The organism is Providencia alcalifaciens, from assembly GCF_915403165.1.
Taxonomy (GTDB): Bacteria; Pseudomonadota; Gammaproteobacteria; order Enterobacterales; family Enterobacteriaceae; genus Providencia; species Providencia alcalifaciens_C.
In genome coordinates this window covers 374440-400573 of record NZ_OU659204.1, presented here as the reverse complement: position 1 = coordinate 400573, position 26134 = coordinate 374440, and the positions used below count along the sequence as shown (strand labels likewise).

The window sequence follows — 26134 nt, the reverse complement described above, 5'->3', positions numbered from 1 at the left end:
TCAGTCGATGCCCTTTTTACTAAAGTGGTTCTTTCTTATTCAGAAAGAGCGGTATTATGCAATGATTCTTGCAACAACACCCGCACCTACAGTACGACCACCTTCACGGATTGCGAAACGTAAACCATCATCCATCGCGATTGGGTGAATCAGTGTCACGATCATGTTGATGTTATCGCCTGGCATTACCATCTCTACGCCTTCTGGCAGTTCGATAGTACCGGTTACGTCAGTTGTACGGAAGTAGAACTGTGGACGGTAGCCTTTGAAGAATGGAGTATGACGACCACCTTCATCTTTGCTCAGAATATAAACTTCTGATTCGAATTGGGTGTGTGGCTTGATTGAACCTGGTTTAGCCAGTACTTGACCACGTTGAATTTCTTCACGCTTAGTACCACGCAGCAGAACACCAACGTTCTCACCCGCACGACCTTCGTCCAGCAGTTTACGGAACATTTCAACGCCAGTACAAGTTGTTTTAGCCGTTGCTTGGATACCAACGATTTCAACTTCTTCACCAACTTTAACGATACCACGCTCAACACGGCCTGTTACTACTGTACCACGACCAGAGATTGAGAATACGTCTTCGATTGGCAGCAGGAATGGCTTGTCAATTGCACGCTCTGGTTCTGGGATGTAAGAATCCAAGTAGCCTGCTAATTCAACAATTTTCGCTTCCCACTCTGGGTTGCCTTCCAGCGCTTTCAGTGCTGAACCACGAACAACTGGAGTGTCGTCGCCTGGGAAATCGTACTGAGACAGAAGTTCACGAACTTCCATTTCAACTAATTCTAACAGTTCTTCGTCGTCTACCATGTCACATTTGTTCAGGAAAACGATGATGTAAGGAACACCTACTTGGCGACCTAACAGGATGTGCTCACGAGTTTGTGGCATTGGGCCATCAGTCGCAGCAACAACCAGGATTGCACCATCCATCTGAGCAGCACCAGTGATCATGTTTTTAACATAATCGGCGTGTCCTGGGCAGTCTACGTGTGCGTAGTGGCGAGTTGGAGTATCGTATTCTACGTGAGAAGTAGAAATGGTGATACCACGCGCTTTTTCTTCTGGTGCGTTATCGATTTGGTCGAATGCACGAGCGTTACCGCCGTAAGTTTTAGCCAGAACAGTAGTGATTGCTGCTGTCAGGGTAGTTTTACCATGGTCAACGTGGCCGATTGTACCAACGTTAACGTGCGGTTTTGAACGTTCAAATTTTTCTTTAGACACGACTCTATTCCTTATGGAGTCCCCTCTTCACGATAAAGAAGGAACTTAAATTAAAGTAGTTAAATCGATAAAAATCGATTATCTAGCGTTACGAGCTTCGATTACAGCTTGTGCAACGTTGTTTGGCGCTTCATTGTACTTCAGGAACTCCATAGAGTATGAAGCACGACCTTGTGTCTGAGAACGCAGGTCAGTAGCATAACCGAACATTTCGGATAATGGTACTTGTGCACGAACAACTTTACCAGTAGGTAAGTCATCCATACCTTCAATCATACCACGACGACGGTTCAGGTCACCAATTACATCGCCCATGTAGTCTTCTGGAGTTTCCACTTCAACTTTCATGATTGGCTCAAGCAGAACTGGTTTCGCTTTTTTGAAGCCGTCTTTAAATGCGATTGATGCCGCAAGTTTAAACGCCAATTCAGAGGAGTCAACATCATGGTAAGAACCGAAATGCAGACGAACACCCATGTTAACTACTGGATAACCCGCTAATGGACCAGATTTCAGCTGCTCTTGCAGACCTTTATCAACGGCAGGGATGTATTCCGTAGGAATTACACCACCTTTAATGTCGTTGGCAAATTCGTAGTCCATTGGCAGACCATCTTTATCGTTTTTGTTCAGTGGGAACATATCGATAACGACATGACCGTACTGACCACGACCACCAGACTGTTTCGCGTGTTTACCTTCGATATCAGTCACTTTCATAGTGATTGCTTCGCGGTAAGCTACTTGTGGTTTACCAACGTTCGCTTCAACTTTGAATTCACGACGCATACGGTCAACCAGAACGTCCAAGTGCAATTCACCCATACCAGCGATGATAGTCTGATTAGTCTCTTCATCACTTGATACGCGGAATGATGGGTCTTCTTGAGCCAGACGGCCTAATGCGATACCCATTTTTTCTTGGTCAGCTTTAGTTTTTGGTTCGATTGCAACAGAGATTACTGGCTCTGGGAATTCCATACGCTCCAGGATGATTGGTGCATCAACTGCACATAAAGTATCACCTGTAGTTACGTCTTTCAGACCGATAGCAGCCGCGATGTCACCAGCGCGAACTTCTTTAATCTCTTCACGCTTGTTAGCGTGCATCTGAACGATACGACCAAAACGCTCTTTCTTCGATTTAACAGCGTTCAGAACGGTGTCACCTGAGTTAACAACACCGGAGTAAACACGGAAGAATGTCAGGTTACCAACGAATGGGTCAGTTGCAATTTTAAATGCTAAAGATGAGAACGGCTCTTCGTCACTCGCATGACGTTCAGCTGGAGTATCTTTACCATCGTCCAGAATACCGTTAATTGCCGGTACATCTGTAGGAGCTGGTAAGTAATCCACGACCGCATCCAGCATCGCCTGAACACCTTTGTTCTTAAATGCAGAACCACAGGTAACCAGGATAATTTCGCTAGCAAGAACACGTTGACGTAAAGCACCTTTAATTTCTGCTTCAGTCAGTTCTTCACCGCCCAGATATTTTTCCATCAGTTCTTCTGATGCTTCTGCAGCGGATTCGATCAGGTTGTTGTGCCACTCTTCAGCCAGCTCTTGCATGTCCGCAGGGATATCTTCGTATTCGAAGGTAACGCCTTGGTCTTCATCGCTCCATTTGATTGCTTTCATTTTCAGCAAGTCAACAACACCAGTGAACGACTCTTCTGCGCCAACTGGTAATTGCAGTGGAACTGCAGTAGCTGCTAAACGAGTTTTTAATTGCTCAACAACGCGTAAGAAGTTCGCACCCATACGGTCCATTTTGTTAACGAACGCGATACGTGGAACTTTATATTTGTTAGCCTGACGCCATACAGTTTCAGACTGTGGCTGAACACCACCAACCGCACAGTAAACCATTACCGCGCCATCAAGAACACGCATAGAACGTTCTACTTCGATTGTGAAGTCAACGTGTCCTGGGGTGTCGATGATGTTGATACGGTGTGGCTCATACTGTTTAGCCATACCAGACCAGAATGCAGTAGTCGCAGCTGAAGTGATAGTAATACCACGCTCTTGCTCCTGCTCCATCCAGTCCATAGTTGCAGAACCTTCGTGGGTTTCACCGATTTTATGGTTTACACCAGTATAGAACAGAATACGTTCAGAAGTTGTGGTTTTACCAGCGTCGATGTGTGCACTGATACCGATATTACGGTAGCGTGCTATGGGCGTTTGACGGGCCATTTTTTCCTCTCTCGTGGGCGTTCAATTCTTTATATAAAGGGCAGCAAAAGCTACCCTGAGATACATCACTAAGATTGGTAAGAGATTACCAACGGTAGTGTGCGAACGCCTTGTTAGCTTCTGCCATACGGTGAACGTCTTCACGTTTCTTAACAGATGAACCTTTATTCTCAGCAGCGTCTGATAATTCGTTTGCCAGGCGAAGCGCCATAGATTTATCACCGCGTTTACGAGCAGCATCAACGATCCAACGCATTGCCAGGGCATTACGACGAACCGGGCGAACTTCAACTGGAACTTGGTAAGTTGAACCACCAACACGGCGGGATTTAACTTCCACAGTCGGACGCACGTTATCAAGTGCTAATTCGAATGCATCAAGTTCAGTTTTACCAGAACGCTGAGCAAGGGTTTCAAGTGCGTTGTATACGATTGCTTCAGCAGTAGATTTTTTCCCGTCTACCATCAGGATATTTACAAATTTGGCCAGTAATTCTGATCCGAACTTAGGATCTGGAAGAATTTTACGTTGACCAATTACGCGACGACGTGGCATGGATATGACTCCGTTGTTAATTCAGGTTTGTCCAAAACTCTACGAGAGTATTTTGACATTAAGATTAAAAATGTTTGGCCTTACTTAACGGAAATCCATTAAGCCTTAGGTTTCTTCGCGCCGTATTTAGAACGAGCTTGCTTACGGTCTTTAACACCAGAACAGTCCAGTGCGCCGCGAACGGTGTGATAACGCACACCTGGCAAGTCTTTAACACGACCGCCACGGATCAGGATTACGGAGTGTTCCTGCAAGTTGTGGCCTTCACCACCGATGTAGGAAGATACTTCGAAACCGTTAGTTAAACGAACACGGCATACTTTACGTAATGCTGAGTTTGGTTTTTTAGGAGTGGTAGTATATACACGAGTACATACGCCACGTTTTTGCGGGCAAGCTTCCAGTGCTGGAACGTTGCTTTTCACAACTTTCGAGCTACGAGATTTGCGTACCAGCTGATTAATAGTTGCCATTATTAAAAAAGCTCCTGGTTTTTTTGCTTCGTAAACACGGATTTTGACCTCGTTCGCCAACATGACGATACACGAGGACGCGAAATTTTATTGCCGACTGGCTCAGGTGTCAAGAAATATACAACTTTTAGTGACTTTATAAGGCAAAATGTTGCTTATGAGCTTCAGTTAGCTTTACAAAACCTTGATATGAGATGATAGAAACGCTATCAGCTACTTGATCTTGTAGCCCTCGGGCGTGAATATCTGCATTTAAGGCATAGATTTTTGCGCCGCTATTTTGTAATTCCGCAAGATATTTGGATTGTGAAACAGCGGCAATCACACCATCTTGGAAAAGCAATATAGCGTCTTCATTGGTGATTAAACGCAGTAGCGCGGAAAAATCACATTTAAATGGAGAGGTGGCTAGGGTGTATAGCATAGGCGGGATCCTACTACAGATCAAAATTTGAACGCAAGATCAAAATTTCAACACAACATCACAGGCAGATAACTGCTCTTGGATCTGCTGGGGTGTTAAAAATTCAGGCGTCACAATCCACTCATTTTGCTGACTAAGGCCTCTTTCCTTTAATGACTCTGAACATAGGTAAATATTTTCAATATCATAAAGAGGTAAGATCTTAAATGTAGCAATGTAATCCCGAGCTAAAATTTCTTTAGGCTGCTGGTGAGCGAGTAATTGGAATACGCCATCAGAGAGAAAGAATACGCTGATTTCTTCTGTCAGTGCTGATGTCGCTAATAACGCATCCAGTCCTTCACGCCCACTAGCACTACCATGTGGCATAGTCGTAAAAACAAAGGCTATTTTCTTCACAAGAGACCTTATCTTATAGAGTGACGTGGTTAATGATGTTCAGGCTTAAAACTGGATTGTGCGGTCAGTAGTCAACATGGCTTCAGCCAGACTTCCTAAACCGCTCATGGTAAAACTTTCAGATAAGTTATAAGCAGATAGCGATAGCGCGTTAGCTTGCTCTTCATCTGTAATACCACGACGTAACCCTGCCGCAACACAGATATTCATTTCACAGCCCGACTCTTGTGCCAGCTGGCACCACGCTTTAACTAGGTCAAATTCATCATTTGCAGGGGAAGTTAAAACACTGCCATTAAGAACGCCATCTTGATAGAAAAACACCGTCTTCAATAGATGCCCCTCTTTAAGAAGGGCCTTGGCAAATTGATAGGCACTTGCTGATTGTGAAGTGCCGTATGCGGGGCCTGTCACTAACAAACAATAGGTTAGCGGGGTTGTTTTACTCATTCACCACTCTTAAATTGGCGGATATATAAATAGACAGTGTGTTTCGAAATATTCAGACGATCAGCCACTTGGTTGATGGCATCTTTGATATCAAAGATCCCTTTTTCGTACAAGTTCAGAACCACTTGTTTATTTTTCGCGTTGTTAGAAACATTACGGTCATTGCTAACTTCTTCGATGGTGTATTCTAATGTTTGTGCAACTAAATCATCAACTGAAGACGCAAAGTTAACATCAGAAGTCACTTCTTGCTTTTCTTCCGGTACAAAAGATTTGATGATTTCAGAGAATGGCACATCCAAGTTCATGTTGATACACAGTAAGCCGATAACTCGTTGCTTACGATTACGAATCGCAATCGTCACAGACTTCATTAAGTCGCCGCTTTTCGCTTTCGTAAAATAGGCTTTAGAGACATTGGATTCTGCATCCGCCATGTCATGAAGCATTCTTAATGCTAAGTCAGTGATAGGTGAGCCAATTTTACGCCCTGTATGCTGACCATTCGCTATTCTCACTGCTGAACATTTGAGGTCTTCTAAAGAGTGAAGAACAATTTCACAATGCTCACCAATTAGCATAGCGAGCCCGTCAACCGCAGCTTCATATGATTTTAAAATTTCGTGGTCAGTCTCAGTAAATGGCTGGTTATCAAGAATATTAATATCACTGAGGTCTTGGGATTGTAATGCATCAGACATTTCAACGGCATCCTTCTAAAGTGTATAAAATTCATCACGTCAACCAATGAGGCATTCATTATTCGACTCATTTGCCTTCATTTTATCGTACATAGTCAACGGATGTGATGATTAAAAATAAAAACGAATCTATTGAAGTTAAAACTCCGAGGCGTTGCCGTCAAGCGAATGAATGCAAGAGAGTATGTTTTATCACAAGTTTTAATGAATATAAGATTTTTAAATGCAAATTTTTAATTGAGAATGACACAACTGGGCTTTTTTAGCCTTGAATTGCTAACGCAATAAAAAAAGCCCAGAACAAATCTGAGCTTTTTCATTTTTAATGAGTGAAATCTTATTTTGCAGCAGGTTTGATGTCTAATAATTCAACATCAAAGATCAGCGTTGAGTTTGCAGGGATACCAGGAACGCCGTTTTCACCGTAAGCTAATTCTGGTGGGATAACTAATGTCATCTTGCCACCTTTCTTCAGGTTAGATAAACCTTCAGTCCAGCCTTTGATCACTGAATTTAATGGGATAGTCAGTGGCTCGTTACGAGAATAAGAACTATCGAATTCTGTGCCATCAACTAAAGAGCCTTTATAGTGAACAACAACGGTTTCGTCTTCTTTAGGTTTTGCGCCAGTACCATCTTTTTCAATCTTGTACAGTAGGCCAGACTTAGTTTTCACTACGCCCTTTTCTTTCGCAAATTTCTCGCGGTATTCTTCGCCTTTCTTCACGTTAGCGGCAGATTCAGCTTTGATTTTGTCTTCAGCTGCTTTCTTCACTTGGCCTTCGAATTGACGTAATGTTTCTTCAACTTGCGCATCAGTCATTTTGCTTTTGCCGTTGAATGCATCTTGAACACCCGCCAGTAATTGGGCTTTGTCCAGATTAATACCGATCGATTTTTGCTCTTCTAAAGAATTTTGCATATAGCGGCCTAAAGAGGCACCTAATGCGTATGCGTTACGCTCTTCTGCATTTTTGAAAGCGCTCGCTTGTGTTTTTGCTTCTTCTGCCATAACTTGTGGGGCAGTAAAAGCGAATGCTAATGTTGTTGCTAATAGACTTGCCTTAAACAGTGATTTCATCCTAATCTCCGATAGCTATTATTCGAGCCATACGGCTCATTTTTATTGATAGCTGTTCCTTATCTTAAAAAACAAGCTGTCAGTTAACACAAAAAATATAAGAATATCTTAGACCACATTAACAAAAAGAGGTTTCAACGCCTACACCTTTAAATAAAACTTATCTGTTGATTTGTAATGTTCGGTTATTATGATGTTTTTTTATGATGGGAACCCATAAGGAGAGTCTAAAATGGATTCATCAGACACTTTTGAACAGCGTTTAGAACTTTTAGAAAGCAAAGTTGCTTTCCAAGAATTGACTATTGAGCAGCTTAACCAAGTGATTACAGAACAACAAATGCAGCTGTCAAAAATGCAGGAACATTTACGTATTGTGGCTGAGAGATTAAAAGCATCGCAGTCATCTCACTTGGCTCGCCCAGAAGAAGAAACGCCACCACCACATTACTGAAACTATCAACGAAAAAAGGAAAGCAGATGCTTTCCTTTTTTTTACTCATTGGCGCTAGAGATTAGTGGCAACCACAACCGCCATGCTTGTGACCGTGGCCTTCGCCTTCACCACCGCCACAGCAACCGCCTTCTGAACCGTGGCTATGACCGCCACCGCCACAACAACCACCTTCGTGGTCATGGTCGTGGTCGTGACCATCTGCACCATGGACGTGGCCATGAGCGATTTCTTCTTCAGTTGCTTCACGGATAGCCATGACTTCAACATTAAATTTCAGGTTTTGACCTGCTAACATATGGTTACCGTCAACGATAACTTCATCGCCTTCAATGCCAGTGATTTCAACTGGAACTGGGCCCATGTCAGTATCCGCTAAGAAACGCATACCCACTTCCAGCTCGTCAACGCCCATGAATACATCTTTCGGTACGCGTTGAACTAGGTTGTCATCATATTGACCATATGCATCGTCTGAAGCGACTTCAACATCGAAATGTTCGCCAACTTCACGACCTTCTAATGCTTTTTCCAGACCAGAAATTAAAGAACCACGGCCATGCAGATAGTCCATTGGCGCATTTGCTGGGGACTCATCAACTAAAACACCGTCTTCTGTTCTTACTTGGTAAGCTAAGCTTACAACCAAGTCTTTTGCTACTTTCATGACATCTCCTACGACCCGTAAGGGAAAAATTTTTGCCAATTGTACCGGAAAACAATTGTGCTGTATTGAGAATTGACAAAATTCTCTTACTCTGGGGTAAAAATTCCAATAACTTGTTCTTGCTGTCTCACATGCTCAGTAGCATCGCCTTCAGCTTGACGCTGTTGATCCCCGCAATTCACACATTCAACCACATCAATTTTATCTTCTCGCCACATCATTAAGGTATCTTGAGACTTACATTTAGGACAGGTTGCCCCAGCAATAAAACGCTTACGTGTTGCTGCCATTTTTCTACCTTACTGTTCGTTATTCCAGCTGTGCGGTTGGCGATTTTCTCTTTGCATCTCTTTTTCGAAGAGTTCATTGAGTTCACGCCGAGCCTCTTTAATACGCGAAATTTGCCCGCTATCGCTGTTCTCACTTTCAGGAATAATATCCCTTAACATACGCATATCAAGCCGACGGAAATGCTGTTTTGCACGATAGGCTTTATGAGGATGCATTCCTGTACTAATCAGCGCCTTGCTTCCCATTTCTAACGCGCTTGAAAAGGTTTCACGGCTAAAGTCCGTCACGCCGCTATGCAGCAATTCGTGAGCTTCTAAACGCCCTTTTGCACGGGCAATAATATGCAAATTCGGGAAATTTTCTTGGCAAATACGCACAATTTCCATCACTTCTTCGGGAACGTTGCTGGTGATCACAATCGCTTTGGCTTTATCCGCTCCCGCTGAGCGCAGAAGTTGCAGCTCGCGCGCATCCCCATAATAGACAGTGTAACCATAGCGACGCATGGTACTAATCGCGGTAACGTCTTGTTCAAGCACCGTAATATTCACTTTGTTCGCCATCAGTAAACGACCAACCACCTGCCCCATTCGCCCAAATCCCACTAAAATAACGTGGGGATTGGTATCCTCTACAAATGGCTTTTCTGTCGATATCGGTTGCTGATTGTAGCGGCGATTGAGATACGCATCTATCAACTGCATCACAAGTGGCGTTGTCATCATCGATAGCGTCACCACCACCAACAATAAATCCATTTGCCTTTCATCAATCACGCTAGCACCGAATGCCGTGGCATAAATCACAAAAGCGAACTCACCACCTTGGCTAAGTACCCCTGAAAATTGCGCTCGAGCGCCTGTGCGTAAACGCGCCACAAATCCCAGCACATATAATATGAGCGCTTTCACGGTGACCAGCACCAAAACCGCCAATAAAACTTGAGGGAGATAAGCCCATAACACTTGTAAATTTAATGACATACCGACGGAGATGAAAAACAGCCCCAGCAGCAAGCCTTTAAACGGCTCGATATTAATCTCAAGTTCATGACGAAATTCCGTCTCAGCGAGCATCACCCCCGCCATAAACGTACCCAATGCCATTGAAAAGCCAAGGCTTTCCATAATTAACGCGGAACCCAGTACGACTAACAACGCCGCTGCCGTAAAAATTTCATGAACGCCCGATTTCGCTGCAAGCCTAAATAGTGGGCGTAATAAATAACGACCGACAATCCATAACCCCGCAAACGCTACCACTTTCAATCCAATTTTGTACCAATCGCTGCTTCCCGTATCCCCTGCCAATAACGGGATCAGCGCCATAATCGGAATGACCGCCATATCTTGGAACAATAAAACAGAAAAGCCGAGCTGCCCACTTTCTTGGTTGGACATCCCTTTTTCATTCATTAATTGCAGCGCCATTGCTGTTGAGGACATCGCCATGCCCAGCCCGCCAACGACCGCTGCCTGCCATGAAAACTGAGCTAGAATCAAGATCCCAGCCATCAAAGCCGCGGTTACAACCACTTGAATGGTACCGACACCAAAAATTGACCGGCGCAGCTCCCACAATTTTGAGGGCTTCAATTCCAACCCAATCAAAAACATTAAGAAGACGACACCCAGCTCCGAGAAATGCAGGATGTCATCAACATTGCGAATAAAACCCAATACAAATGGGCCAATCACAATCCCCGCTAATAAATAGCCTAACACCGCACCCAAACGGATTTTTTGGGCAATCGGCACCATCACCACACCGGCGCATAAAAATATGATCACCGACTCAAATAGATTTAATTCATCCATTTGAAATGTCTCCCGTCTTGAGGGGTTGTCTCATCCATCGCTTATACTCATCAACCATTTGCTGTAACTGTTGTGGGCTCTGCCGACGGGCAGAATAGATAATGTTCGGTTCAATCCAGTGCATATCACACATCAATGAGGTCAACTCAAATGGACGAAGAATTTCAGATAATGGATAACGATTATAGCCGCCATACTGGTATGCCTCTTCTGGCTCTCCGGTAGTAATAATCGAGTGCCAATATTTGCCTTTCAGTTTTTGGTATCCTTGGTCTGTGGCAAATCGGCGAGTCAGAACTTGGTCAAACCACTCTTTTAATAGCGCGGGACAACTATAAGTGTACAGCGGATGCTGAAATACGATGATATCATGCTGACAAAGTAGCTTTTGTTCTGCAGTGACATCAATAAAGTAATCGGGATATGTTGCGTATAAATCGTGGATAGTGACATTGTCAAAATCGCGCACTGCATTTAACAATAAACGATTAGCAACAGATTCATGGGGGTCTGGGTGAGCGTAGACCACGAGCACTTTTGGCGTATTTGACATCTTTCCCTCCTCAAAGGCGTGTCAGGCGGATAATTTTCCGTTACCATGCAGCCTGCTAAATGTACTTTAAGCTTAATATATTTCAGTAATAACTTTATTATTCGAATATATCTAACTCAACAATTTAACATATTTTCAATAGACGGTTTCTATGATTGTTTTCTCTTCATTACAAATTCGCCGAGGTGTACGTGTTCTGCTGGACAATGCAACTGCGACTATCAATCCGGGGCAAAAAGTCGGATTAGTGGGTAAAAACGGCTGCGGAAAATCCACATTGCTGGCACTGTTAAAGGGTGAATTGCAAGCGGAAGCAGGATCAGCAACCTTTCCAAGCAATTGGTCTATGGCATGGGTGAACCAAGAAACCCCAGCCCTTGATGTACCTTGTATTGAGTATGTGATTGATGGCGATCGTGAGTTTCGCGCCTTAGAACATAAACTCCAACAAGCGAACGAAAAAAATGACGGCCACGCTATTGCCGTCATTCATGGGCAGTTAGATGCCATTGATGCGTGGACAATTCAATCCCGTGCTGCGAGCTTGCTACATGGCCTTGGCTTTAGCCAAGCACAGCTACAGTCTCCGGTAAAATCGTTTTCCGGTGGATGGCGTATGCGCCTGAACCTTGCGCAAGCCCTACTGTGCCGTTCCGACTTATTACTTCTCGATGAACCAACTAACCACTTAGATTTAGATGCGGTGATTTGGCTAGAAAAATGGCTTAAAAGCTATTCTGGCACCCTGATTTTGATTTCCCATGATAGGGACTTCCTCGACCCAATCATCGACAAAGTGCTGCATATTGAACAAGAATCCATGTTCGAATATACCGGTAACTATTCATCGTTCGAAGGGCAACGCGCGATGAAGCTTTCACAGCAACAAGCTTTATATGAGAGCCAACAAGTTAGAGCCGCACACTTACAAAGTTATATTGATCGTTTTAGAGCGCAAGCCACTAAAGCAAAACAAGCTCAAAGCCGGATTAAAATGCTCGAAAAAATGGAAATGGTTTCTCCTGCACATGTGGATAATCCCTTCCATTTTTCATTCCGTAAACCCGAAAGCTTACCAAATCCATTATTGAAAATGGAAAAAGTCAGCGCAGGTTACGCCGAGAAAGTGATTTTAGAGTCCATTAAATTGAACTTAGTCCCCGGTTCACGTATCGGCTTATTAGGCCGTAACGGAGCAGGTAAATCAACCTTGATCAAGATGCTTGCGGGTGATTTACCTCCATTACATGGGGAAATCTCGCTCTCAAAAGGCATCAAACTTGGGTACTTTGCTCAACATCAATTAGAATATTTGCATGCGGATGAATCACCATTACAGCATATCGCCCGCCTTGCTCCTGACCAAACCGAACAACAACTGCGTGATTATTTAGGCGGTTTTGGCTTTAAAGGCGACCAAGTCACAGATCCAACGGGGCGTTTTTCTGGGGGTGAAAAAGCGCGCTTAGTTTTAGCTTTAGTGGTATGGCAGCGCCCTAACCTACTGTTACTCGATGAACCGACTAACCACCTTGATTTAGATATGCGTCAAGCACTTACTGATGCGCTAATGGACTTTGAAGGCGCTTTAGTTGTGGTCTCCCATGATAGGCATTTATTGCGCTCAACAACGGATGAATTTTATCTGGTTCATGGCGGTATGGTGGCTCAATTTGATGGCGATTTAGATGATTATCAACAATGGCTAGCGGAGCAAAATAAACTCGAGTTACAACAGACTCGTGATCTGCTAGAAAAAGATAAACCAGCCAGCGCCTCAACCGTGACGGCGCAAGATAGAAAAGACCAAAAACGCCGCGATGCCGAATTCCGTCAACTGACCCAGCCTATCCGTAAAAAAATTACGGAATTGGAAAAGAAAATGGAAAAACATTCTGCATCATTAGCCGAGTTAGAGGCGAAGTTATCCGATGCCGCCATTTATGAGCAAGATAAAAAAGCGGAGCTGACTGACTGTTTGAAAAAGCAGACTGAACATAAGTCAGCCCTTGAAGACGTTGAAATGGAATGGATGGATCTGCAAGAGCAGTTAGAAACCATGACCAATGAGTTTGAAGTGGGTTAATTCGTAATCGTTCTTCAATAATAACCCTTTATTAAGATCAGACTAATAAGGGGTTATTTCAATAAATAACCAAAAAAGATAATCATAATTGGAGTTTTAAGTTTAAGAATTTAATTACACATAAAAATCTTATTTATGGTTTCTTTAAAACATAATCCGAAGTATTGACGAGTTATTAATAGAATTAAATATTAACATATCGTTAACCTAAAGCAGTTAAAGCCACACAATCAAAGTGTAACACTAAAAATAACACTTATTCTTCAATGAATTAAAATCACCATACAACGCACAAATTGCCATCTATTTTGTCGCTGAAATATCCCTATTATAATGAAGCCAATCCTACAAATTAAAAATAAAAACCTATAAAGATAAGGCATTAGCACTTATCACGATTCTATGGTTGGTGCAGCATGATTTATATCATTACAATGCTCTATGGCAGAGACACAGCAAAAAAATATTTCTGGTTTATTCTGGCACTCACATTATTTGGTGTCCTGATTGGTGCCTGCTTTTTTCTACTACCTTTTTTTGCCGATCCCCATGAGTTTATGATTTTCCTCTGTATTCCAATTTTATTGGAAGCCATTCGCTCATTTGTCTGCGCGATGTATTGCCAAGGTGCTACCCGAGGGCTGCGGATCAGCCGTGGATTAGTACTACTTTTAATGGTCTACATTGTCTTATTTTCTAAAATACATGCGTGGGAAACGGTTCTCTCTGGGTTTATTACTGGCTTATATCTGATGGTCAGTGCTATCTGGAAAATGTCCAATAGTGTGGTTTTAAAATTTGAACGCTGGAAGTTAATGTTCACCGTCTCCATTATTGAATTTTCATTAGGTTTATGGAATTTCATTCCTTGGTCTTTTGACTATTCATCTCGCCAAGTTTATTGGGATGTTGGCACGCTGATTATGATTTTCTCCCTAGATTCATTCTTTGTTTACTACTTTGTTGTGAGCAGCCAGATTTCAAATGTTAACCAGATGGTATTTACACGCAATGATGACTCTTCAAGCAGAGAACGCGCCACCTTACACGTATGGACAACTACCGGGCAACTGCCTCTATTTTTTAAAATTATCCAACGCTATATTGTTTCCCGTAATTCATTAGGCGTAATTAGTACAGGGCATGTTGCTTTCGAACTGGATGAAATATATATCAGCCACTACCCAGAGAAAGATATCGACCGCGATACAGCACAATTTTTGCAGATATTAAAATCCACCGAAGAAAACAATGACACGGGGGTTTTTCAAATAAGTTATGTTGATGAAATGAAAATCGCGCCGCCATCAAATTTCAAATTGACCATTGAAGGGATCAGTAAAGAAAAGCTAGATGCATTTTGGCAAGAATATAGTAAAGACACGACCTACAATTTAACGAATCGCAATTGCTCAACCGTCGTTTCTTTGGCGCTAATAAAAAGTACCGAGGGATATTTTACTGAGAAAAAAGGCGGCTTCATGCTGCTGCTTAAATTGCTCTTTAGCCCTGAACTTTGGGTCATGTCCCAACTCAGAAAACATGCAAGCATTATGACGTGGACACCGGGCATTGTTTTAGATTATTCCCGCGCCATGTCTGTTCTATTAAAAATGTAGCGTGCAGATGAGCAATCTATTGCCTCAAAATGAGTGGAGAACAGAGTATCGTTATAAATCCCATATGGATTTTAATCACGAAACTTCGGACGTCGCCATTCATAATTTTCGCTCTTTTCTATTTGCCGATAAGAATGAATACACTTGGGATACTAAGCATTACAACCTATCTAACTTGCAAAGCGTAGATCTAGTACAATCCCACTGGTCTGGCAAAATGATCGCCCATGTTTTTCTGAGCTTCGGTTTTACCAATGGGGATTATGTCTCTTTTTCTATCGAAACAAGGCGAAAATCACATCAACAATTTTCGGTTTGGAAGGGGTTTTTCTATAACTACGATATTATCTATGTGGTCGCTGATGAGCAGGATTTAATTGGTACTCGCGTTAATTTACGCAATGAACAAGTCTATATTTATCCCTTAAATTTAGATAAGCCACTTATTACCGAACTATTTCTCAATTATATGAGTAAACTTAATCAGCTCAAAGTGACCAACGAAAAATATCATTCTATGTGGAATAACTGTACAACCAGTATTTATAAAATCGCAAAGAAAACCTACCCTGACTTTAAATTTAACTGGAAGCTGTTAGTCAGTGGCTACGCTTCACAATATTGTCATCAATTAGGCTTTATTGAAGATAAAGACTATTTTAATAAACAGCAGATTCCTATTATACAGTTTATTGATAACCAGTTTTCTCAAGCAATACGTCGATAATAAAAAAAGCCTGCCAAACGCTATAAAAAAATAGCGAAGGCAGCTTTCAAATGTATGGCAAAAAACAGACTAGTGAAACTTGGCTAGGTAATACAAGAATAAAAAATATTAGACGCATTTCATGCAATTGTTATAGGGTACCGCTTCACACCTTCACACACATTACATGATATTCGCCATCAATTTTTTCTGTGCCTTCCGTTTCATGTTCAAAGCCCGGAAACTCGCTATCCCACGCTTGTAAACTACGCAGATAACCAATATGTGGGCTGTTGGTTTCTCCAAAGCTTTCGCCAGATAACAACATTGGGATCCCCGGTGGATAAGGAATAATCGAGTTCGCCGCAATACGCCCAGACAGCTTATCTAATGGCACAGCTTCAACGCGATTCGCAACGATCTGTTGATAGGCATCACGCGGGCTCATCATGACATTTGGTAACTCTGAATAGGCTTGATTCAGCTGACTTCCTGGGTTATTGCGCTGCAAATAAGCAAACATCTTATCCCCCAAGTCCCGCAGCCCCATCTCGCCATAAATATCAGGTGCCACTTCCACTACTTCCGGTAACACTTTTTTCAGTTGAGTATTGGTATCATAGTGGCGTTTAAAGGAGAGCAATGCATTAACTAATGTGCCCCATTTTCCTTTGGTGATCCCCATAGAAAACAGGAACATAATTTGGAAATCAGTGGTACGAGTCGGCACAATACCATAATGATTTAGCCATGCGGTCACGAGCGCCGCTGGGACACCGGAATCGAGTAGCTTGCCATCATCCCCCATCCCCGGAGCCAAAATACTCACTTTAATTGGATCTAACATAGCCCAGTCAGCGGGAATATTTTTGAAGCCATGCCACGTATCTTCAGGATTCATTACCCAGCAGCTTTGCTCTTTCATCAGCAATTCAACAGGAGCAAACTCAAAATCGTAGCGCTCGCCGGTTGCAGGATCCTTCACCGTTTCCTGGTTCCATGGTTTGAAAAACCATTCACCATCATTTTGGAACTCTTTGTACAAGTAGCCGAGAGATTGACGAAAGTCGATGGCTTCACGGATCACTTCATCGGTTAATGAGCGCCCACTATTTCCATCCATCATATCCGCAGCAATGTCGTTTGAGGCGCAAATGGCATACAGCGGCGAGGTGGTTGCATGCATGTGATAGGCTTGATTAAAGCGATTAAAATCAATAGCATTGCGTCCATTTCGAACATGAATAAACGAGGCTTGGGACAGCGCATTCAATAATTTATGGGTTGAGTGAGTAGCAAAAATGGTAGGGTCATTCTCTTTGCGCTCTTCATCGCGCATCGCAAAATGGTCACGATAAATAGGATTGAATCGCGCGTAACCGTACCATGCTTCATCAAAATGAATTCGATCGAGGGATTTATCCAATAAATTTTGCACTTTACGCGCGTTGTAGCAAACACCGTCATAAGTACAGTTTGTTACCACACTATACGCTGGCTTTTTATCCGTTTTATCGGCAGTAAATGGATTATCAGCGATCTTTTTCTGAATGGCTTCAGGGGACATTTCTGTGGGGTAAATCGGTCCAATAATCCCATAGCGGTTACGACTCGGGACCATATAAACAGGTTTTGCTCCCGTTAAAATCAAACCTTGCTCAATGGATTTATGGCAGTTCCGGTCAATAACCACCACGTCGTCATCCGTCATGCAAGCTTGCATAATGGTACGATTCGAACCCGAAGTCCCAACCACAACGGAATAGGATTGGTCAGCACCAAAAATCCGTGCCGCGTTTTTCTCACACTCGCCAAATGCCCCAGTGTGATCGAGTAACGAACCAACGGCAACTCGCTCGATGCCGATATCTGTACGGAATAAATTTTCGCCAAAAAAGTCGTGATAAATACGCCCTGCTGGCGTTTTGGTAAAGCCGACACCCCCTTGGTGCCCCGGAGCTGCCCATGAGTGTTCGTGTACATCGCTGTATTTAATTAAACTTTTCATTAATGGTGGGAGCAATTGCGCACGGTAACGAATGATGGCTGCAAGAACGCGTCCAGCAATAAAGTCCGCAGAATCCTCTAAAATCCATGCAAACTCATCCACTTGCTCCATCATTTTTCTATCAAATGCCACTAAGGCTTCTTCACGATCACTCAGGAGAAAAACGGGCACGTCTTCTTGACGGCGATGAAGCTGAGTGATTAGGCGATGGGCTTGAGCTTGTTCTTCCTTATCGGACATATCTCGCCCGTAAAGCAAGCAGTCAATGCTGGTATTTGAGCGAATATAGGCAAGACCGTCTTCAAAATCACGGATAATCACCGTTTCGACGTGTTCGTCATTCAGTTCGCTTGCCAGCCGTGCAACCGCATGACTGATCACAGAATCTTCGTCTGTTAGCTCGGTATAAACGATCAATGCCCTCATGGACTCTCCCTCAATGAATTGTTTTAAGCGAAATAATTCCTCCTTTAGTCTTAACGCAGATAAGATTATTTTGCAAAGTTATCGGGGTATTAATAGTTATTCGTCAAGTTTATTAATCATCACTTTGGCATTCATCACCAATGCTTTCGCTTTATCTTCCCGTTTTTGTAACAACGCCATGAACAGCAAATCGGTAAGGGTATTTTGTGCCGTTCTTGACGAAATTGATGAGCTGCGCCATTCGTTCTCTTCCGCCACACTTTCCAACATATAGTCTGACATTTGAGCGAGGGGTGAATCTTTCGAGCGCGTGATAGCGATAACGCAAGCACCATTTTGATGCCCAATATTCGCGGCAGTAAGCATATCTTTGCGCTTTCCAGAGAAGGAAATGACGATTTGCACATCTTTCGGCGTCAAGGTTAAGGCCGCAGCAATTTGAACGTGATGATCTGGCTCCACAAGAGTGGTAATGCCTATCTTCTGGAGTTTATAGCTTAAATCTTTCGCAGTGAGTCCTGAGCCGCCAATCCCAACAATCTGCACGCGTTGTGCGCTATCTATGCGCTGAATGATTTTTTCAAATTGTTTAAAATCAAGGCGTTTAGTTGTTTCCGTGATGGAATAATTTTTCTCTAATGCCAACTTCTGCGCGACCACCATCAAGCTATCCGTTTGAGTAATACGGTTATGTAATGCACTGTGAGGCTCCCCCAACTCTTGTTGTTGGCGACCAATGATTTCACTCAGCGCCAATTTCAGCGCGGGATACCCCTTTACACCTAACTTTTGACTGAACTTCACAATAGCGGATTGGCTGATCCCCAACTGCTCTGCTAATTGTGAAGATGACAGTTTAAGCACATTTTCTGGACTTTCTAAGATAAATTGTGCAATTTTACGTTGATTTTCCGCTAATCGCGGTAATAGGTACGTGATGGTATCGAGTAACGTCATAGTAACCCTCAAGTAGATAAATCCTCATCAACAGAATAAATTTACAAATAAATTATTCCTTTAATAAAAACTCAATGCTTGATAATTAATCATTTAAATTCAAACAACTACTATTTCACCGAGTGATAAACAACCAAATTTATTCGCTTATATTGGCAAGAGAGAATAGATAACACCGTGATAACCATCACATCAAGGGAATAAATAATTCCATAGCATACCCTCATGATACGTTTAAGGAGTTATTACTATGTCGATTGATTTAAGCAAGATGGTCACGGAAAGCCGTAACGAAGCCAGTACCCACATTGACCAATTATCTACCATTGAAATGCTTCAAGTAATCAACAATGAAGATAAAAAAGTCCCTTTGGCTGTCGAAAAAACCTTACCGCAAATTGCACAATTGGTCGATAAAGTTGCGGCAGCTTTCCAACAAGGTGGTCGTCTGATTTATTCCGGCGCGGGTACTTCGGGACGTTTAGGGATCCTCGATGCCAGTGAGTGCCCACCGACCTATGGAACCCCTCATGAGCAAGTTATTGGGCTGATTGCTGGTGGTCACCAAGCTATCTTCCGTGCGGTTGAAAATGCGGAAGATAAACCCGAATTAGGGGAGCAAGACTTGAAGAATATCGATTTTAATCAAAAAGATATTCTAGTTGGGATCGCCGCCAGTGGCCGCACGCCTTATGTTCTGGGTGCCATGAAATATGCACGCTCCTTAGGTGCAACCGTTGCCTCGATTAGCTGTAACCCTGATAGCCCTGTCTCTCAAGCCGCTGACATTGCCATCACCCCGATTGTGGGCGCTGAAGTTGTCACCGGCTCTTCGCGCATGAAAGCGGGAACCGCACAAAAGCTGATTTTAAATATGATCACTACAGGGGCGATGATCCGCATCGGTAAAGTCTTTGGCAATTTAATGGTAGATGTAGAGGCGACCAACGCCAAGCTCATTGAGCGCCAGACTAAAATTGTGATGGAAGCAACCGAATGTGACCGCCAAAGCGCAGAATCTGCATTACAACAATGTGATAGACACTGTAAGACAGCGATTTTGATGATTTTATCTGGCTTAAATGCTGATGATGCTCGTCAATTACTCGCTCAAAATCATGGCTTTATTCGCACTGCCCTCAACATCGCAAAATCCGTCTAACCGGCGGATCTCTATGAGAGAAACAGTATGGCTAAAATAACAAATGAAATGATACAGCAGATCCTGCAACACATAGGTGGCGGTCGCAATATCAAGCAGTGTGGTAACTGCATGACGCGTTTACGACTCACCTTACATGATGACCAGTTTGTTGATAAAACCGAAATCAAAAAAATCCCCGGTGTACTGGGTGTGCTTGAAAGTGACGACCAGCTGCAAATTGTTTTAGGCCCAGGAAAAGCCCAAGCAGCCGCAGATTTAATGAAACAAATGCTAGAAAATGGCGAAGCGGATGAAGCTCATGATTCTGCCGCGACCCAAGATCTGAAAGAGATTGCTTCAGCCAATAAACAGCAGCTGAAGAAGAAACAAACCAGCGCCGTTCATCGCTTTTTATCTAAATTTGCGACTATTTTTACCCCATTAATTCCGGGCTTTATCGGCGCAGGTCTCTTAATGGGCTTGGCCTCATTACTTACATTATTATCGGCGAACCAAAACCTATTCCCTGCAGATTCAACTCAACTTGGCCATCTCAAAAGCTTAATTGCCTATATGAGTGTATTCGGTAAAGGGTTATTCACTTTTATGGGATTGTTGATTGGTTATAACGCCCAAAAAGCGTTTGGGGGAAGTGGCGTTAACGGTGCCATTATCGCTGCGTTGTTTATTTTAGGTTACGACCCGGCGGCCACTAAAGGCTTCTATTCTGGAATGACAGACTTCTTTGGTTGGTATATCGACCCGAGAGGCAACATTATCGGGATCCTAATTGCCTGTATTTTTGGTGCTTGGGTTGAAAAACAAGTACGCAAAATCATTCCGGCTAGTTTAGATATTATTTTAACCTCAACGATTACGCTGTTAATCGTCGGTGCTGCGACCTTTGTCTTCATCATGCCTATTGGTGTGTGGCTGTTCGAAGGGATGTCTTGGTTATTCATGCACTTAAACGGAAACCCTATCGGTACCGCCGTCTTAGCGGGTCTATTCCTGATTGCGGTAATGTTCGGTGTCCACCAAGGCTTTATTCCGGTGTATGTCGCGTTAGTTGAAGCCCAAGGGTTTAACTCGTTATTCCCAATCTTAGCGATGGCGGGTGCGGGTCAAGTAGGTGCGGCACTGGCACTGTATGTGAAGGCGAAGAAAGGCTCTGTTACCCGTAGTCAAATTGGTGGTGCTCTATTCCCGGGTTTCTTAGGCATTGGTGAACCATTAATTTACGGGGTGACGCTACCGCGCGTGAAACCGTTTGTAACCGCCTGTTTAGGGGGCGCTGCCGGTGGTTTCTTTATCGGGGCAGTCGCGTGGATGGGTCTGCCTGTTGGGCTTAATACGGTGTTCGGACCTTCAGGGTTAATCGCTATTCCACTGATGACATCAGGCCAAGGCGTGCTTCCTGCAATGGCGGTATATGCTGGCGGTGTCTTAGTCTCTTATCTGTGCGGATTTATTTTTACTTATCTGTTCGGTAGCAAAAATGTCGATTTAGACTAAAAAATAGTGTGGATTGAAAAGCAACAAAGGCACCTAAGGTGCCTTTTTTCTACGAGAAAAACTTACTCTAACCAAATTAGCGGCACACACGCGGCAGTCAAAATACCCATCACAAGATTGAAAATAAACCATGCGCGGCGGCTACGTAAGAAAACACCAATCAAGGAACCAAATCCCATCCAAATTAAGCCCGCTACAGAATTCACAATCACAAAAGCGATGCTCATCACGATAATAGATTGGGTAAATAACTCCCCAGGAAGGCTAAAGCTCCCTACTGCACCTAACCCCATCATCCATGCTTTTGGGTTTAAGAACTGTAATAATCCACCTTGAAACCAAGTGACGCTTTTAGAGGCTTTGCTGTCTGTTTTGAGTGGTTCGTAGCTGGCAGTGGCTGTTTTCCATGCTAGCCATAATAAATAAACGCTACCAATGATCTTCAGCACAATGTGAATTGCAGGATATAATAGTAATAACGCGGCAACACCGAAGGCAGACAAATATAAAATTGACTGCATCCCCAGCATTATTCCTAATAATAATCCGATACTGCGACGAAAACCGTAGTTAGCTGCACAAGAGGTCAACAACATATTGTTAGGGCCGGGAGTGACTGCTGCAATGAATAAAAACGTAAAAAGCGAAAAAATTAGCCCCAGAGTCATTTATACTATGTTCCTCAACCTAAATTTGTTTCTAAATTTGTTTACTTGCATCACAGAAAAATAACAGTATGTTATGTGACTCACAAGCGTTCCACTAAATAAAAAATAAGGCCATGTCAGAAAATTTCCGCCCTATGAGCTGGGCAAAGAACCCACACCTCCAAACCTTATTGCCAAGGATCTTTCGTCGTACCCCGAAAATTATCCCAACATGGCAGCGATTAGAATTGCCTGACGGTGATTTTATCGATCTTGCTTGGAGTGAAAACCCAGAGCAAGCGAGTAAAAAGCCTCGCTTAGTGATTTTTCATGGGTTGGAAGGAAATTTTAAAAGCCCCTATGCCCACGGGATGTTAGAAAGCGCCCAAAAACAAGGGTGGCTCGGCGTGATCATGCATTTTAGAGGATGCAGCGGTGAACCTAATCGCCAAAAACGTATTTATCATTCAGGTGAAACCAGTGATGCGCGCTATTTCTTACATTGGTTAAAACAGACATGGGGTGATGCCCCCACCGCCGCCGTAGGTTATTCCCTTGGCGGTAATATGCTCGCCTGTTATTTAGCTGAAAATGGTGAGAACGCTGAATTAGATGCCGGCGTTGTTGTCTCGGCTCCATTAATGCTCGAAGCCTGCTCCATGAAAATGGAGAAAGGAATTTCTCAGCTCTATCAGCGCTACCTATTAAATGGATTGAAACGTAACGCCACCCGTAAGTTGGTACGTTATCCAGGTTCACTTCCTCTTAATTTGTTGCAGCTTAAACAGTTAAAACGCATTCGTGAATTCGATGATGTGATCACCGCACGTATTCATGGTTTTGATGATGCTGCGGATTATTATCAAAAATGCAGTGCGCTGCCTAAATTATCTCAAATTACTAAGCCAACCCTGATTATTCACGCGAAAGACGATCCGTTTATGGCACCAGAGGTTGTTCCTGATTTGAGCCATTTACCCGAAAATATTGAATACCAAATGACGGAGCATGGTGGACACGTAGGCTTTGTCGGCGGTAGTTTTAGGAAGCCACAAATGTGGTTAGAAACTCGTATTCCTCTGTGGCTAACTGCATATTTGAATGAGCAAAAACCATGATTATTCCGTGGAAAGATCTTGCCCCTGAAACGCTTGAAAACCTTATCGAGAGTTATGTTTTACGCGAAGGAACCGATTACGGAGTTCACGAAAAAAGCTTGCAGGACAAAGTCAATGATGTGAAACGGCAGTTAGTTTCTGGCGAAATTGTGCTAGTCTGGTCTGAGTTACATGAGTCGGTAAATTTCATGCCTAATAACCAGTTTCGCCCGTAGCGCTGTTTCTCAAAAATAGTGGTCATGGCGTAAAACAGGGAGTCCACTATGTCGAAGAAGCATCCGATTATTGCAGTGACGGGTTCGAGTGGCGCAGGAACAACCTCAACGAGCCAAGCTTTTCGTAAAATTTTCCATCAATTAAATATCCGCCCTGCCACCCTTGAAGGCGATAGTTTTCATCGTTATACCCGCCCTGAAATGGATATGGCCATTCGTAAAGCCCGCGAACAAGGACGCCATATCAGTTATTTCGGCCCAGAAGCCAATGATTTTTCTCTACTTGAACAAACCCTAATTGATTATGCCCAAACGGGTGGTGGCCAATCTCGGAAATATTTACATACTTACGATGAAGCGGTGCCTTACGGTCTGCAACCCGGCACATTTACCCCGTGGGAATCGCTACCCGCCAATACCGATGTGCTGTTTTATGAAGGATTACATGGCGGTGTTGTTACCCCTGAGCACGATGTTGCACAACATGTTGATTTACTTGTAGGTGTAGTGCCGATTGTTAACCTTGAATGGATTCAGAAATTGATCCGCGATACCACCGAGCGAGGGCATTCTCGTGAAGCAGTCATGGATTCCGTGGTACGTTCGATGGGTGATTATATTAACTATATTACGCCACAGTTTTCTCGTACTCATATTAACTTCCAACGGGTTCCTACCGTTGACACCTCTAACCCTTTTTCTGCCAAAGCAATTCCTTCACAGGACGAAAGTTTTATCGTTATTCGCTTTAGAGGATTAGAACAGATCGATTTTCCTTATTTATTATCCATGTTAAATGGCTCGTTTATTTCAGCGATAAATACCATTGTAGTACCCGGTGGGAAATTAGGACTCGCGATGGAGCTTATTATGATGCCATTAGTAGAAAAACTAATGAAACAACGAAATGGATAGTTTGAGATTCTAATTAAATAGATAAATAATAAGATGTTTATCTTAATTATCGATAAGCATCTTATTATCAAGAAAACAATTACGGCATTTTAATTTCGAAACTATGAGTCACATTTACCGTTTTTTCTAACATGATAGCAACGGAACAATATTTTTCTGCTGAAAGTTGAACCGCACGCTCCACCACTTTGTCCGTTAATTCACGTCCCGTCACAATAAAATGCAGGTTGATATCCGTAAAATAACGCGGGGCTTCTTCACGACGTTGTGAAGTTAACTTCACTTCACAATCAACAATATCCTGACGACCTTTTTGTAAAATAGAAACCACATCAATCGCACTGCATCCGCCTGCCGCCATTAGAACCATTTCCATCGGACTTGGTGCTTTGTCGCCTGCATTGCCATCCATCATAATTTGATGACCTGATGCTGACTCACCTAGAAAAGAGAGCCCTTCAACCCACTTTACGCGTGCTTCCATTTTTATTCCTCTCGAAAATAGTGATATTTATCGCCACATTGTTCCATATATCTAGATAATGTTATATCAGCATTATTAAGCTGAAGCGATACAGGGGAGACTTTCCGCATTGGATATGATACAAACAATGGTTAGTTGATAGGATTAAGATCAATACTCAACGATTTAATTGATTATATTATACAATTGATATTAATTTGCATTGACCTAGGGCGATATTAATAATGGGTATCAATGTGACTTAATATGCTAAGCTAGACACTTTGAAGTCAGCCTTTCCCTACTTTTCGAAAGGTTGCAATAACATACAGAGGATAACGCTAATGGTTCTCGGCAAGCCACAAACAGACCCTACTCTTGAATGGTTTTTGTCACACTGCCATATTCATAAGTATCCATCCAAGAGCACTCTGATACATCAGGGTGAAAAAGCAGAAACCCTTTACTACATTGTTAAAGGCTCAGTGGCTGTTTTAATCAAAGATGAAGAAGGCAAGGAAATGATTCTCTCTTACTTAAATCAGGGAGATTTCATTGGCGAACTTGGGTTATTTGAAGAAGGGCAAGAACGAACTGCGTGGGTTCGCGCGAAAGTTGCTTGCGAAGTCGCGGAAATTTCTTACAAAAAATTCCGTCAGCTGATTCAAGTCAATCCAGATATTCTGATGCGCCTTTCTGCGCAAATGGCGAGTCGTTTACAAACCACGTCCGAAAAAGTGGGTAACCTTGCATTCTTAGATGTTACTGGTCGTATTGCTCAAACATTATTGAATTTAGCTAAGCAGCCTGATGCGATGACTCACCCAGACGGTATGCAAATCAAAATTACTCGTCAGGAAATCGGTCAAATCGTAGGTTGTTCTCGCGAAACTGTCGGTCGTATTTTAAAGATGCTGGAAGATCAAAACTTAATCTCCGCACACGGCAAAACGATTGTTGTTTACGGTACTCGCTGATCCCCTTGTTAGCCTCACCCTTCTTGGT

Annotated in this window: 27 protein-coding genes; 10 read left to right on the top strand and 17 right to left on the bottom strand. The window is 43.0% G+C overall.

Features of this window, described 5'->3' with window-relative positions:
• Nucleotides 1-54 precede the first annotated feature (54 nt).
• The 9 genes from tuf to fkpA all read right to left on the bottom strand — a co-directional run bounded on the left by tuf (nt 55) and on the right by fkpA (nt 7528).
• The gene (gene tuf / locus LDO73_RS01780; RefSeq protein ID WP_224059545.1) at nt 55-1239 is read right to left on the bottom strand and encodes an elongation factor Tu; all 1185 of its coding nucleotides are present in this window, start codon (nt 1237-1239) and stop codon (nt 55-57) included.
• A gap of 78 nt (nt 1240-1317) precedes the next feature.
• Nucleotides 1318-3444, bottom strand: coding sequence for an elongation factor G (gene fusA / locus LDO73_RS01775; RefSeq protein ID WP_224059928.1), 2127 nt, complete (start codon nt 3442-3444; stop codon nt 1318-1320).
• 85 nt (nt 3445-3529) lie between these two features.
• Nucleotides 3530-4000 (bottom strand): 30S ribosomal protein S7, encoded by a 471-nt coding sequence (gene rpsG, locus LDO73_RS01770; protein WP_008912851.1) that lies wholly within the window; start codon nt 3998-4000, stop codon nt 3530-3532.
• 98 nt (nt 4001-4098) lie between these two features.
• A complete protein-coding gene (gene rpsL / locus LDO73_RS01765; protein ID WP_004265905.1) occupies nt 4099-4473 on the bottom strand; it encodes a 30S ribosomal protein S12 in 375 nt (124 codons plus the stop codon).
• A gap of 136 nt (nt 4474-4609) precedes the next feature.
• Nucleotides 4610-4897, bottom strand: coding sequence for a sulfurtransferase complex subunit TusB (gene tusB, locus LDO73_RS01760; protein WP_224059927.1), 288 nt, complete (start codon nt 4895-4897; stop codon nt 4610-4612).
• Between the two features lie 39 nt (nt 4898-4936).
• Nucleotides 4937-5296, bottom strand: a complete 360-nt coding sequence (gene tusC / locus LDO73_RS01755) for a sulfurtransferase complex subunit TusC (RefSeq protein ID WP_224059926.1) — start codon at nt 5294-5296, stop codon at nt 4937-4939.
• A 45-nt stretch (nt 5297-5341) separates the two neighbouring features.
• Nucleotides 5342-5746: a sulfurtransferase complex subunit TusD gene (tusD, locus tag LDO73_RS01750; RefSeq protein ID WP_224059925.1), complete on the bottom strand. Its 405-nt coding sequence runs from the start codon at nt 5744-5746 to the stop codon at nt 5342-5344.
• On the bottom strand, nt 5743-6447 hold the full coding sequence (locus tag LDO73_RS01745; RefSeq protein WP_036948726.1) for a helix-turn-helix transcriptional regulator: 705 nt from the start codon (nt 6445-6447) through the stop codon (nt 5743-5745). The genes tusD and LDO73_RS01745 overlap by 4 nt, the downstream gene beginning before the upstream one ends.
• Before the next feature lie 337 nt (nt 6448-6784).
• On the bottom strand, nt 6785-7528 hold the full coding sequence (gene fkpA / locus LDO73_RS01740) for an FKBP-type peptidyl-prolyl cis-trans isomerase (protein ID WP_224059924.1): 744 nt from the start codon (nt 7526-7528) through the stop codon (nt 6785-6787).
• A gap of 232 nt (nt 7529-7760) precedes the next feature.
• Here fkpA and LDO73_RS01735 point away from each other — a divergent pair, with 232 nt between their 5' ends.
• Nucleotides 7761-7982, top strand: a complete 222-nt coding sequence (locus LDO73_RS01735) for a SlyX family protein (protein ID WP_224059923.1) — start codon at nt 7761-7763, stop codon at nt 7980-7982.
• Between the two features lie 61 nt (nt 7983-8043).
• Here LDO73_RS01735 and slyD read toward each other — a convergent pair whose 3' ends face one another.
• The 4 genes from slyD to kefG all read right to left on the bottom strand — a co-directional run bounded on the left by slyD (nt 8044) and on the right by kefG (nt 11310).
• Nucleotides 8044-8649 (bottom strand): peptidylprolyl isomerase, encoded by a 606-nt coding sequence (gene slyD / locus LDO73_RS01730; RefSeq protein ID WP_224059922.1) that lies wholly within the window; start codon nt 8647-8649, stop codon nt 8044-8046.
• Between the two features lie 86 nt (nt 8650-8735).
• Nucleotides 8736-8939, bottom strand: coding sequence for a YheV family putative zinc ribbon protein (locus LDO73_RS01725; RefSeq protein ID WP_224059921.1), 204 nt, complete (start codon nt 8937-8939; stop codon nt 8736-8738).
• Nucleotides 8940-8948: 9 nt separating this feature from the next.
• The gene (gene kefB, locus LDO73_RS01720; RefSeq protein WP_224059920.1) at nt 8949-10757 is read right to left on the bottom strand and encodes a glutathione-regulated potassium-efflux system protein KefB; all 1809 of its coding nucleotides are present in this window, start codon (nt 10755-10757) and stop codon (nt 8949-8951) included.
• Entirely contained in the window at nt 10750-11310 is a 561-nt protein-coding gene (kefG, locus tag LDO73_RS01715) for a glutathione-regulated potassium-efflux system ancillary protein KefG (RefSeq protein WP_224059919.1), read from the bottom strand. Before kefG ends, kefB begins: the two co-directional genes overlap by 8 nt.
• 151 nt (nt 11311-11461) lie before the next feature.
• On the opposite strand from kefG, the gene LDO73_RS01710 reads away from it, so the two are divergent.
• The 3 genes from LDO73_RS01710 (at nt 11462) to LDO73_RS01700 (ending at nt 15742) form a co-directional block, all read left to right on the top strand.
• On the top strand, nt 11462-13396 hold the full coding sequence (locus LDO73_RS01710; RefSeq protein ID WP_224059918.1) for an ABC transporter ATP-binding protein: 1935 nt from the start codon (nt 11462-11464) through the stop codon (nt 13394-13396).
• Nucleotides 13397-13812: 416 nt separating this feature from the next.
• The gene (locus tag LDO73_RS01705; RefSeq protein ID WP_224059917.1) at nt 13813-15015 is read left to right on the top strand and encodes a peptidase; all 1203 of its coding nucleotides are present in this window, start codon (nt 13813-13815) and stop codon (nt 15013-15015) included.
• 7 nt (nt 15016-15022) lie between these two features.
• Nucleotides 15023-15742 carry a DUF4105 domain-containing protein gene (locus LDO73_RS01700; RefSeq protein ID WP_224059916.1) on the top strand — a complete coding sequence of 240 codons (720 nt, stop codon included), beginning with the start codon at nt 15023-15025 and terminating at the stop codon, nt 15740-15742.
• A gap of 145 nt (nt 15743-15887) precedes the next feature.
• Here the strand turns inward: LDO73_RS01700 and adiA are convergent, their stop codons facing one another.
• Nucleotides 15888-18155: an arginine decarboxylase gene (gene adiA, locus LDO73_RS01695; RefSeq protein WP_224059915.1), complete on the bottom strand. Its 2268-nt coding sequence runs from the start codon at nt 18153-18155 to the stop codon at nt 15888-15890.
• A 96-nt stretch (nt 18156-18251) separates the two neighbouring features.
• Nucleotides 18252-19112, bottom strand: a complete 861-nt coding sequence (locus LDO73_RS01690; RefSeq protein ID WP_224059914.1) for a MurR/RpiR family transcriptional regulator — start codon at nt 19110-19112, stop codon at nt 18252-18254.
• Between the two features lie 250 nt (nt 19113-19362).
• On the opposite strand from LDO73_RS01690, the gene murQ reads away from it, so the two are divergent.
• Nucleotides 19363-20274 carry an N-acetylmuramic acid 6-phosphate etherase gene (gene murQ / locus LDO73_RS01685; protein ID WP_224059913.1) on the top strand — a complete coding sequence of 304 codons (912 nt, stop codon included), beginning with the start codon at nt 19363-19365 and terminating at the stop codon, nt 20272-20274.
• Nucleotides 20275-20301: 27 nt separating this feature from the next.
• Nucleotides 20302-21771, top strand: coding sequence for a PTS N-acetylmuramic acid transporter subunit IIBC (gene murP / locus LDO73_RS01680; RefSeq protein ID WP_224059912.1), 1470 nt, complete (start codon nt 20302-20304; stop codon nt 21769-21771).
• Between the two features lie 62 nt (nt 21772-21833).
• On the opposite strand, the gene LDO73_RS01675 is transcribed toward murP, so the two are convergent.
• A complete protein-coding gene (locus LDO73_RS01675; protein WP_224059911.1) occupies nt 21834-22439 on the bottom strand; it encodes a LysE family translocator in 606 nt (201 codons plus the stop codon).
• Nucleotides 22440-22552: 113 nt separating this feature from the next.
• Here LDO73_RS01675 and LDO73_RS01670 point away from each other — a divergent pair, with 113 nt between their 5' ends.
• From LDO73_RS01670 to LDO73_RS01660, 3 genes are read left to right on the top strand one after another with little or no spacing between them, the layout of a single operon-like run.
• A complete protein-coding gene (locus LDO73_RS01670; RefSeq protein WP_224059910.1) occupies nt 22553-23536 on the top strand; it encodes a hydrolase in 984 nt (327 codons plus the stop codon).
• Nucleotides 23533-23751, top strand: a complete 219-nt coding sequence (locus tag LDO73_RS01665) for a YheU family protein (RefSeq protein ID WP_108478754.1) — start codon at nt 23533-23535, stop codon at nt 23749-23751. The genes LDO73_RS01670 and LDO73_RS01665 overlap by 4 nt, the downstream gene beginning before the upstream one ends.
• Nucleotides 23752-23799: 48 nt before the next feature.
• Nucleotides 23800-24666, top strand: a complete 867-nt coding sequence (locus LDO73_RS01660; RefSeq protein ID WP_224059909.1) for a phosphoribulokinase — start codon at nt 23800-23802, stop codon at nt 24664-24666.
• A 79-nt stretch (nt 24667-24745) separates the two neighbouring features.
• Here the strand turns inward: LDO73_RS01660 and LDO73_RS01655 are convergent, their stop codons facing one another.
• Nucleotides 24746-25150: an OsmC family protein gene (locus LDO73_RS01655; protein WP_224059908.1), complete on the bottom strand. Its 405-nt coding sequence runs from the start codon at nt 25148-25150 to the stop codon at nt 24746-24748.
• Nucleotides 25151-25473: 323 nt separating this feature from the next.
• Here LDO73_RS01655 and crp point away from each other — a divergent pair, with 323 nt between their 5' ends.
• The gene (crp, locus tag LDO73_RS01650; protein WP_006813718.1) at nt 25474-26106 is read left to right on the top strand and encodes a cAMP-activated global transcriptional regulator CRP; all 633 of its coding nucleotides are present in this window, start codon (nt 25474-25476) and stop codon (nt 26104-26106) included.
• Nucleotides 26107-26134: the final 28 nt, after the last annotated feature.